The organism is Bifidobacterium saimiriisciurei (assembly GCF_010667655.1).
Taxonomy (GTDB): Bacteria; Actinomycetota; Actinomycetes; order Actinomycetales; family Bifidobacteriaceae; genus Galliscardovia; species Galliscardovia saimiriisciurei.
Genome location: NZ_WHZU01000011.1, coordinates 1 through 10,300, shown reverse-complemented (window position 1 = coordinate 10,300; position 10,300 = coordinate 1). Strand labels below are relative to the sequence as shown.

At 65.7% G+C, this 10,300-nt stretch carries 7 protein-coding genes and 1 riboswitch; of the genes, 1 reads left to right on the top strand and 6 read right to left on the bottom strand.

Annotated features, from left to right (window positions below; translation table 11 throughout):
- Positions 1–57 precede the first annotated feature (57 nt).
- The 6 genes from GFD18_RS07375 to rpoZ all read right to left on the bottom strand — a co-directional run bounded on the left by GFD18_RS07375 (position 58) and on the right by rpoZ (position 7,556).
- A complete protein-coding gene (locus tag GFD18_RS07375; protein WP_163199016.1) occupies positions 58–1,596 on the bottom strand; it encodes an RsmB/NOP family class I SAM-dependent RNA methyltransferase in 1,539 nt (512 codons plus the stop codon).
- The gene (fmt, locus tag GFD18_RS07370; protein ID WP_225432968.1) at positions 1,589–2,548 is read right to left on the bottom strand and encodes a methionyl-tRNA formyltransferase; all 960 of its coding nucleotides are present in this window, start codon (positions 2,546–2,548) and stop codon (positions 1,589–1,591) included. Before fmt ends, GFD18_RS07375 begins: the two co-directional genes overlap by 8 nt.
- A 67-nt stretch (positions 2,549–2,615) precedes the next feature.
- Positions 2,616–3,329 (bottom strand): HAD family hydrolase, encoded by a 714-nt coding sequence (locus tag GFD18_RS07365; protein WP_163199012.1) that lies wholly within the window; start codon positions 3,327–3,329, stop codon positions 2,616–2,618.
- Between the two features lie 68 nt (positions 3,330–3,397).
- Positions 3,398–5,599, bottom strand: coding sequence for a primosomal protein N' (locus tag GFD18_RS07360; protein WP_163199010.1), 2,202 nt, complete (start codon positions 5,597–5,599; stop codon positions 3,398–3,400).
- A 124-nt stretch (positions 5,600–5,723) separates the two neighbouring features.
- Entirely contained in the window at positions 5,724–6,947 is a 1,224-nt protein-coding gene (gene metK / locus GFD18_RS07355) for a methionine adenosyltransferase (RefSeq protein ID WP_163199009.1), read from the bottom strand.
- Positions 6,943–7,002: riboswitch (SAM riboswitch) on the bottom strand. Its footprint overlaps the gene before it by 5 nt.
- 269 nt (positions 7,003–7,271) lie before the next feature.
- Complete coding sequence (gene rpoZ, locus GFD18_RS07350; protein WP_100511573.1) at positions 7,272–7,556, bottom strand: DNA-directed RNA polymerase subunit omega; 285 nt, start codon at positions 7,554–7,556, stop codon at positions 7,272–7,274.
- A 157-nt stretch (positions 7,557–7,713) separates the two neighbouring features.
- Between rpoZ and ilvD the strand changes: the two genes are divergently transcribed.
- A complete protein-coding gene (gene ilvD / locus GFD18_RS07345; protein WP_163199007.1) occupies positions 7,714–9,579 on the top strand; it encodes a dihydroxy-acid dehydratase in 1,866 nt (621 codons plus the stop codon).
- The last annotated feature ends 721 nt before the right edge of the window (positions 9,580–10,300 follow it).

The window sequence follows — 10,300 nt, the reverse complement described above, 5'->3', positions numbered from 1 at the left end:
GGATGGTATCCGGGCCCGCCCCTCGTCGTCCACCGGCATGCCATCGGCCTGACGCGTTCACTTCGTGCGTCGTATCAGGCTGATGAACATCTGGTCTGTATCGTGCAGATGCTCGAACAACTGCACGTCGCCGGGACGCGACGGCAGCGGGATGCCGGCGGCGACGCCGCGCAGCACCGCGACGGCGTCGATGCGTTCGGCATCGTCACGCGCATCCAGCACGGCGTCGACGATGTCTCGGGTCTCCGCCAATGCCGGAGAACAGGTGACGTAGGCGGCGACGCCGCCGGGACGCAGCGCGTCCAATGCGGATGCGAGCAGGCCCCGCTGTACCTCGGCCAGTTCGGTCAGGTCCTCCGCACGCTTGCGCCACCGGGCCTCCGGGCGCCGTCGCAGCGATCCGAGGCCGGAGCATGGCGCGTCGACCAGGATGCGTTCGTAATGGCACGGCCGCTGCGATCCGATGACGCGGCCGTCGAGTTCGCTCACCTCGCGCATGGTGCCGTCGGGCAACGCCGAGACGTTCTCGCGCACCAGGCCGGCGCGATGCGGACTGGGTTCGTTGGCGGTCAGCTGCGCGCCGCGCAGGGCCGCGATGGCACCGAGCAGGGCGGTCTTGCCCCCCGGCCCCGCGCACATGTCGAGCCATTGGGCGGGGCCTTCACCGGCGTCGATGTCGCCGAGCGGGGCTTCGGCCAGGGCCAGGGCCGCCAGCTGGCTGCCTTCGTCCTCCACGCCGGCCCGTCCCTCCTGCACGGCGTCGATGCACTCGGGGTTCACCCCGTGCACGCGCAGCGCATAGGGGCTCCATCGTCCGTCTTCGGCATGCGCCCGTTCGGGCAGCGCCGCGATCAGCTCGTCCTTGTCCATCAATCCGGGGCGGGCGACCAGGGTGACGTCCGGTGCCTCGTTGTCGCGGGCAAGCATGGCGGCCACGGCGGCATCGGCCGTTTCGAAGCCCGCCGTTGCGTCGTAGCCGGCGGCCTGCCAGGCCTTCGTCAGTTCGTCGACCACCCATGCGGGATGCGAGAACCGTACGGCGAGCCGCTCCCCCGCCTGTTCTCGGGGAATGCGCGAGACCACGATGGATTCCCATTCCTGCCGGGACCGGGCCGTGATTCGACGCATGACGGCATTGGCGAATCCTGCGGCGTGTGCGCCGACACGACGACGCACCAGATCGACGGTCTGCGACACGGCGGCATGATCGGCGACCGACATGAACAGCGCCTGGAACGCGCCGATGCGCAGCGCATCGAGCAGTTTGCCGTCGATGGCCGGGCACGGGCGTTTCGCCGCCGCGGCGATGACGGCGTCGAGCAGGCCGCGCCATCGCTGCGTGCCGTATACGAGTTCGGTGGCGAAGGCGGCGCCGCGGGAGTCCGCCGCGCTGGCCGCCAGCATCTTCGGCAGCACCAGATTGGCGAAGCTGCCGGCGTCGCTGATGCGGCGGGTCGCGTCATAGGCGATCAGCCTCGGATCGGAGGCGGGTTTGTTGCCGGGTCTGCGCGAGCCACCGGAACCCGGTTGCGAGCGCTTGGGCCGGCGGGAGTCCCGGCTGCGTTCCGGTCGGGAGGAGCCGTAACCGTCAGGCACAGTGCGCCCCCGTTTCCAGATGCGCGCCGCGGGCCCAGTCGGCCGCGCGCATGGCCTTCTTGCCCTGCGCCTTGACCTCGAGCAATTCCAGTGGTTCCGTGGCGGTACCGACCCACACGTTCTTCTTGCCGGCGGTCAGCGCACCCGGCTGCAGGTCGCCGGGGACGTTCGGACGGCTGGTGTCGGCGGGTCGGGCGGCGAGGATGTGCAGGGTGATCGCCTCGGCGTCGGCGCTGCGCGAGAAACGGCACCATGCACCGGGGTCGGGCGTGCAGGCGCGAATCTGACGGTCGGCCTGTTCCACAGGCACGTCGAAGGACACATGGGCGTCCTCGGTGCGGATCTTGTCGGCGATGGTCACGCCCTCCGCCGGCTGCTCCCGGGGTTCCGCAGTGCCGTCGGCCACCGAGCGCATGGCCTGGACAAGCAGTCCGGAACCGCTTTCCGCCATGGCGGCGAGCAATTCGCCGGATGTCTCGTGTCCGCCGATCTCGGTGTGGTCCTGCAGCAGGATGGGGCCCTCGTCCATGCCGAGGGTGATGCGGAACACGGTGGCTCCGGTGCTGGTCTGGCCGGACCAGATGGCACGCTGCGCCGGCGCGGCGCCACGCCACTGCGGCAGCAGGGAGAAGTGGAGGTTGTACCAGCCCTTGGGCAGGGCGTCGAGCGCCGACTGCGGCAGGATGCGTCCGTAGGCGACCACGGCGGCGGCCTCGACGTCCCAGCGGGCGAGCTCGTCCACGAATCCGGGGTCGCGGGGGTTGGCGTCGATGACGGGGATGCCGAGTTCGAGCGCCGCCTGCTTCACGGGGCTGGGCGTGAGCCTGCGGCCGCGGCCCTTGGGCGCGTCGGGGCGGGTGAGCACGCATGCGACCTCCAGCCCTTCGGCCTCGGCCAATGCGCGCAGCGACGGTACGGCGACGTCAGGGGTGCCGCAGAACAGAATCCTCAAGAGTGTGGTCCTTCCTTGGTTTCTCGCTTGATGGTTTCTCGTTTGATGGTCATGAATGGCATGCGGCTTATCGCACGGACTGCACGGCGGGGATGTCCACGCCGTTGGCGATGAGCAGCTCGCGCAGCTTCTGCGGGTCGGAGAAGCGCACTCCCCTGATGCCCGCCTCATTGGCGCCGACCACGTTCATCGCCTTGTCGTCGACGAATACGCTGCCCTCGGCGTCGATGCCGAAGTCCTGCAATGCGCGCTCGTAGATCTCCTTGTGAGGCTTGCGCAGCTTCACGAAACCGGAGACGAGCTTGCCGTCCAGCTGCTGGATGATGTCGCACTGCTCCTCGGCGATGTGGAACAGCGACGCCTCCCAGTTCGACAGTCCCCATACGCCGATGCCGGCCGCCTTGAGGTCGTTGATGAGCACGCGGGCGCCGGGCACGACGCCGACCAGGGAGTCGCGGAAGTTGTCGAGGTAGTAGCGCAGCATGTCGGCCCACTTGTCGCCGTGGGTCTCGCGCAGCCAGGCGATGCCCTCCTCGGTGGTGGCGCCGGCGTCCATGCGGTCGTTGGCGTCGTAGAAGCCCGAGACGTCGTTGTCGAGGAAACGGTCGATGGTCTCCTTGTCGTATCGGGGCAGCAGCGCCGCCTCCGGGTTCCAGTAGATGAGCACGTTGCCGAAGTCGAAGATGACGTTGTCGATGGGCTTGCCCATCGCATCGGCGGCGTTGCCCTCGCCGACCAGCACGTCATAGTTCATCTGGGGTTCTCCCGGCCAACCTTTCATGGCATGTCCTTTCCTGCAGACCGCGGCCCATGCCCGTTGGGGCATGGGCGTGAACGACTTTCCGGTTATTAGATTACTTCCTTGGGACTGACGGCGAAACGCAGTTCCCCGCGTTCGCGCGACGCCGCGTGCTTGGCGGCTGCGGCATGCAGACGTTGCGCGAGTTCGCCCAGTTGCTCCCGGGGGACCCTGATCAGCGCGCGGACACGGTCCCCGGTTCCCTCAAGCTGCCGGTTCACGGTCGGCTCGGGCGCCATGGGCACCGGACCGAGGACCGCCGGCCAGTCGGCGTCCGCGGCGTGGATGACCGCCAGATCGCCGTACAGCACGCCCACGCGTTCCAGCAGGCCCATCACCGGTCCCCGCTGCCCCCATACGGCGGCGGCGCCCACGGTGGGAGGCAGCACGGTCTGGCCGCGTTCGTCAAGCTCCCTGGCGGCAAGGGTCCGAGGATTCCAGGTGATGAGCGATTGCGCCAGCGCGGAATCGGTCTCGCCGACGAGCAGCACCTGCCCTCCCTGGGTTCGCGGCACGCATAACGCCGCCGCGCGCATCCATGCGGTCAGCGTGTCGATGCGCGCGTCGAGTCCCGCCGCGTACAGGCTGGTCCACGCATCCAGTATGACGACCGCCTGATAGCCGCGCACGGCGCGTTCACCGAACGGCATGACCCTCGGCTCGGCCCCGGGCGTGGCGATGACCAGCTGGGGCTTGCCCGCGACGTCCTCGATGATGCCCCTGGGCTGGTCGGGCGTGGATATCATGATGGGCACGCCGCGCACGAGTCCCTGCAGCTCCTTCATGGTGTCCTCGGCGCTGATGCGCACGCCGCGCATCCGGGGGCATGAGCATGCGGGGCACTGCCAGTGGACCGCCGCCGCGCCGCACCACCGGCATTGGGGCGCGGCGGACGGCATGCGCTGCAACGGACCGGAGCATTTGCGGCATCGCGCCTGCCGTCGGCAGTGCGCGCATGCCAGCACGGTTCCGGCTCCCCGATGCGGCACGGACAGCAGCACCGGGCCGGAGCGCAGCGCCCGCTGCATCACCGACACCGCCACATGCGGCACGCGTGCGCCGATCGCCGGATCCTCCAGACGATTGAGCTCGTCGCGGTTCAGCCATCGGATCCACGGCGTGCATTCCTTGCCGGCCGATGGCATGGCATGCACGTCCACGACCGAGGGGTCGTGGTCCGTCTCCCACTGGCTGATGGGGCTTCTCGCATGCCCCGCGGCGATGAACGTCCCGCCGTGTGCCCGCGCCCTCAGCTGCAGCACGTCCCTCGCCTGCGCGTAGGGCATGAGCCCGTCCGCGTTCTGATAGGCCACATCGTCCACGATGGCGAACATCGCCGCGCCTTCGACCGGCGCATACATCGCGGCACGCAGACCGATGACGCACCGCACCGCACCGGTGGCCACGGCCATATAGGAGCGGTAGCGCAGCTCGGGCGCCATGGATGAGCCGAGTATCGCCACATCACCGCCCCACACGCCGTTCGCCGCCGGCTCGAACCGTCGCAGCCCGTAGGCGGTAAGGCATCGGAGCATATCGGCCACATGGCGCATGTCGGGCAGCACGATGACGGCGGACCGGCCGCGCATCAGCGTCAATGCGGCCGCCCAGGCGAGGTCCTTGGCCCATAGTCGAGGGCCGGGCAGATTGTCCCAGATGACATGTCCGTATCCTCGGCCGCCGAGCGCCTCCCGCAGCCTGTCCGCACAGGCATAGGTCGATGAGATGCGGGAGAAGCCCTTGACCACCGGCTCGTCGAGCATCGTGGCCAGTTCCTCGCCACGGGAGGCCGTCGCCTTGGCCCCCGGCTTGTACTCCCTGTCCACCTTGGCGCTGCGCGGGGGGACGGCCACGCGCAGGATGTTGGCGCGCGTGCCGCCGAACGCCTCGGCTATGCGGGTGATGTCCTCGCGCATCTGCTCCGACAGGATGGTTCGCGGCGATACGACGCGTTCGAGGAACCGCAGCGACGACGTGGGCGTATCGCTGCCGTCCGCCCGCTGCCAGACGAATCCGTCGAGCAGTTTGCCGCCGAACCGCACGCGCACGCGCACGCCCGGCTGCGCCGCCTCGGATTGCCTCTCCTCCACGAGATAATCGAAGGTCCGGCCCAGATGCGCGGCCTGCACGTCGATGACGACGCGGGCGATGGGATGTTCCGCGGCCGGGGTCTTCTCCGCCGGCGCGCGCTTGCGCCGACGCCGCGGCGCCAGGCCGTCAAGCGTCAACTGCTCCGCATGCGTCCCGCTCATGTCATCACCCTATCATTCCCCGCGCTTTCACCGTCCCGTGATCCGCGACGGGCCGAAGGCGCAAAAGCCGGCATGCCGTCCGAATAATCGGACGGCATGCCGGCTTCGCTTCCGGCGACGCAGTCTACTCCGCGATCGCGGCCTTGAGTTCGTCGACCTTATCGGTCCTCTCCCACGGGAACTCCACGTCGGTGCGGCCGAAGTGGCCGTAGGCGGCGGTCTTCGCATAGATCGGACGCTTGAGGTCAAGCTCGTCGATGATGGCGGCGGGGCGCAGGTCGAAGACCTTGCGCACGGCCTGCTGGATCTGCTCGCGGGTCACGCCGTCGATCTCGGTGCCGAACGTCTCGACGTTGATGGACACGGGGTCGGCCACGCCGATGGCGTACGCCACCTGCACCTCGACGCGATGCGCAAGGCCTGCGGCCACGATGTTCTTGGCCACCCAGCGCGTGGCGTACGCGGCGGAACGATCCACCTTCGACGGGTCCTTGCCGCTGAACGCACCGCCACCATGGTGGGCCGCGCCGCCGTAGGTGTCGACGATGATCTTGCGGCCGGTGAGTCCGGCGTCGGCGGCCGGGCCGCCGAGCACGAACGAACCGGTCGGATTGACGAGCTGACGGTAGTCGTCGTGCTTGAGCGAATCGCCCAGCACCTCGTCGAGGACGGGATCGATGACGTGTTCCTTCAGCTGGGCCTCGAGCCATTCGTGCGTGGCCTCGGGATCATGCTGCGTGGAGATCAGCACGGTGTCGACGCGCAGCGGGTTGTTGTCCTCGTCGTATTCGATGGTGACCTGCGTCTTGCCGTCCGGACGCAGATGCGGCACCTCGCCGCTCTTGCGCACCTCGGCGAGGCGGTAGGCGAGACGGTGGGCCAGATGGACCGGCAGCGGCATGAGCACGTCGGTCTCGTCGGTGGCATAGCCGAACATCACACCCTGATCGCCGGCGCCCTGCGCCTCGTAGCGCTCCTCGCGGCTGGCGGCGGATTCCGCCTCGCCGGTCAGGCGGGCCACGCCCTGGTTGATTTCGGAACTCTGTTCGGTGATGGCGACGATGACGCCGCAGGAGTCGGCGTCAAGGCCGACCTCGGAGGACGTGTAGCCGATGCGACGCAGCGTTTCACGCACCTTGGACTGCACATCGACGTATCCCTTGGACGTCACCTCGCCGAAGACGAGGAACACGCCCGTGGCGGCGGAGGTCTCGACGGCGACATGCGACTGCGGGTCCTGCCGCAGCAGGTCATCGAGAATTTCATCGGAAATCTGGTCGCAGACCTTGTCCGGGTGTCCTTCCGTTACGGATTCCGCGGAGATGAGCTTACGCTCCTGATTGGTCATATCATCCCTCTTTCGGACTTATCGCCCCGCACGAACGGCGAGGCACAATGATACGGTTGGTTGTTCTGTTATATGGGAGTCGAGCGCGGCCGTCGGACACCGGATTCGCTGGGGGCTACGAGTATACGCAGGCTATGAAAAAGGCTCGTGCCAGACCATGGACATGGTCGGCGCGAGCCTCAGGTCGTTCGCTCCTGACGTTCAGTTGTACTCGACATGCGCGTGGTCGGCAAGCGTGTCGCCGATATTACGCAGACGGCCGAGCACATCCGACGAACGTCAATCGTTTACCGACGTACGCTTGTCGACGTGTGACGAGACGGATCAGTTGCCTTCGTTGACGTCGTCCTCGCCGAGGGTCTCCTCGAGCAGGCCGTCGTTGATCTCGCGGAACGCGATCGACAGCGGCTTCTCCTGGTTCTGGTACTCGACCAGCGGGCCGACGTTCTGCAGCAGGCCCTCGTTCAGCTGCGTGAAGTAGGAATTGATCTGACGGGCACGCTTGGCGGCGAAGATGGCCAAGGCATACTTCGAATCAGCGTGCTGCATAAGATCGTCGATGGGCGGATCCACAAGGCCCTGAGGTTCCGGGCTGGTGCCGAGTGTCATGAGAGCTCTCCAAACTTGAAAATTTACCGTACGTACTTTCCTAGGCGAGTGGATTTTACCCCATATCGGCCATTTTGTGAAGACCTAATGTGAAAATCCTTCCATATATCGACACTAGCATGAGCGCGCGCCCATCCCCAATGGTTGAATGGTAGGCATGACAGAAATGCGATCTGCAAAACTAATGAATGGACGTGTATTCGCGGGCGCTCGCGCCCTCTACCGCGCCGCTGGTGTCGACGGTAAGGATATGGGCAAGAAGCCCATCATCGCCATCGCCAACTCCTTCGATGAGTTCCTCCCCGGACATGTGCACCTGAACAAGGTCGGCCGCATCGTCTCCGAGGCCATCAAGGAAGCCGGCGGCATCCCGCGCGAGTTCAACACCATGGCCGTCGACGACGGCATCGCCATGGGCCATACCGGCATGCTGTACTCGCTGCCCAGCCGCGACATCATCGCCGACACCGTCGAATACCAGTGCAACGCGCACTGCGCCGACGCCCTGATCTGCATCCCGAACTGCGACAAGGTCGTCCCCGGCATGCTCATGGCCGCGCTGCGCCTCAACATCCCGACCGTGTTCGTCTCCGGCGGCCCGATGGAGGCCGGCACCACCGTGCTCGCCGACGGCACCGTGAAGAAGAACACCGACCTCATCTCCGTGATGTATGCCTCCGCCGACGACAACGTCTCCGAGGAGGACCTGCTCAACTACGAGAAGACCGTGTGCCCGACGTGCGGCTCCTGCGCCGGCATGTTCACCGCCAACTCGATGAACTGCCTCACCGAGGCCATCGGCCTGGCCCTGCCGGGCAACGGCACCATCCTCGCCTCGCACAAGTACCGCAAGGACCTGTTCAAGCGCGCCGCGCAGCAGGTCGTGAAGATCGCGAACCAGTACTACCACGATGACGACGATTCCGTGCTGCCGCGCTCCATCGCCACGAAGCACGCGTTCGAGAACGCCATGACCATGGACGTGGCCATGGGCGGCTCCACCAACACCGTGCTGCACATCCTCGCCATGGCGCAGTCCGCCGACGTGGACTTCACGCTTGACGACATCGAGCGCATCTCGCACACCGTGCCCTGCATCTGCAAGGCCTCGCCGTCCGGCAAGTGGGAGATCTCCGACGTGCATCGCGCCGGCGGCATCACCGGCATCCTCGGCGAGCTCGACCGTGCGGGCAAGCTGCATCAGGACGTTCATTCCATCGACTATCCGTCGCTGGAGGCCAAGCTCGACGACTGGGACATCATGCGCCCCACCTGCACCGACGAGGCCAAGAAGATGTACAAGGCCGCTCCGGGCCACATCATCTCCCCCGAACCGTGGACGCATGAGACCACGTTCGACTCGCTCGACACCGACCGCGAGCATGGCGCCATCCACGACATCGACCATCCGGAGATCCACGAGGGCGGCCTCGCCGTGCTGCGCGGCAACCTCGCTCCCGACGGCTGCGTGGTGAAGACCGCCGGCGTACCGCAGGAGATCTGGAAGTTCCGCGGACCGGCCCTGGTGGTCGAGTCCCAGGAGCAGGCCATCGAGGTCATCCTCAACGACACCCTGAAGCCGGGTATGGCATTGGTCATCCGTTACGAGGGTCCGAAGGGCGGCCCCGGCATGCAGGAGATGCTCTACCCGACGTCGTTCGTCAAGGGCAAGGGCATCGGCAAGCAGGTGGCAATGCTTACCGACGGCCGTTACTCCGGCGGCTCCTCCGGCCTGGCCATCGGCCACATGGCTCCCGAGGCCGCGAACAAGGGCCCTGTGGCGCTCATCAAGAACGGCGACATCATCAACATCGATATCGAGGCCCGCTCCGTCAACGTCGAGCTGACCGACGAGCAGCTTGCCGAGCGTCGTCGTGAGCTCGAGGCCGGCGACGGCTACGTGGCCCACCGTGACCGCAAGGTGTCGCAGGCCCTCAAGGCCTACGCCGCCTTCGCGCGTTCCGCCGACAAGGGCGCCACGCGCGACCCGGAGCTCATCAACAAGCTCTCAGGTCTCGCCTGATAGGCATTTAAACCGCTAATAATTAGGGCCTGTATGCGTTTCGAAACGCATACAGGCCCTAATTCTTTTTCCTTTTCATACATAGATCAATATTCGCGCATTCGATTCCGCACGAATCAACGGATGCCTTGGTACTTGGCAGTTCATCATGTCGATGAATCATCGAATATAGATGCATTCGAAGGTCCACGCTATGCGGAATCGTACAATGCATGTGCATTACACGATTCATGTGCGGCTCAGAGAGACATGAATCATCTGATGTGCCGTATCTCGGCATTCGTTTCTGCATGAATCGATGAATATGGTCGTATCCGACGGTTCATCTTATCGATGAATACCCGGATACCACTGTATTGACGAATTCGTGCCGTATTGAACCGTGGGATGTATATGCATCATGTAATTCGTGTACGCCATTGCACACGCGTCATTGGATATGTGTTGGATATGTGGAACGGTGCGGGTACGAAAAAATCCCCGATGGATTATCAGGGACTTCATAAACGCTCTGCAGAAATAAAAACTACAGGAAGAACGCAGAGGACCGCGGACCATGCAGTCCCAGTCGTCTTTCTGTTTTTATATTGTGTGTGGATATGGGAAGGCCCCGGACCTTCGGTCCGGGGCCTTCCAACGTGTAATTGCGGCGGCGTGCTACTCTCCCACACCCTGTCGGGTGCAGTACCATCGCCGTGCCGGGCCTTAGCTTCCAGGTTCG

Coding starts and splice junctions, on each gene's coding strand:
- GFD18_RS07365 (WP_163199012.1), bottom strand. CDS start 3,329: ATGAAAGGTTGGCCGGGAGAACCCCAGATGAACTATGACGTGCTGGTC.
- GFD18_RS07360 (WP_163199010.1), bottom strand. CDS start 5,599: ATGAGCGGGACGCATGCGGAGCAGTTGACGCTTGACGGCCTGGCGCCG.
- metK (WP_163199009.1), bottom strand. CDS start 6,947: ATGACCAATCAGGAGCGTAAGCTCATCTCCGCGGAATCCGTAACGGAA.
- rpoZ (WP_100511573.1), bottom strand. CDS start 7,556: ATGACACTCGGCACCAGCCCGGAACCTCAGGGCCTTGTGGATCCGCCC.
- ilvD (WP_163199007.1), top strand. CDS start 7,714: ATGACAGAAATGCGATCTGCAAAACTAATGAATGGACGTGTATTCGCG.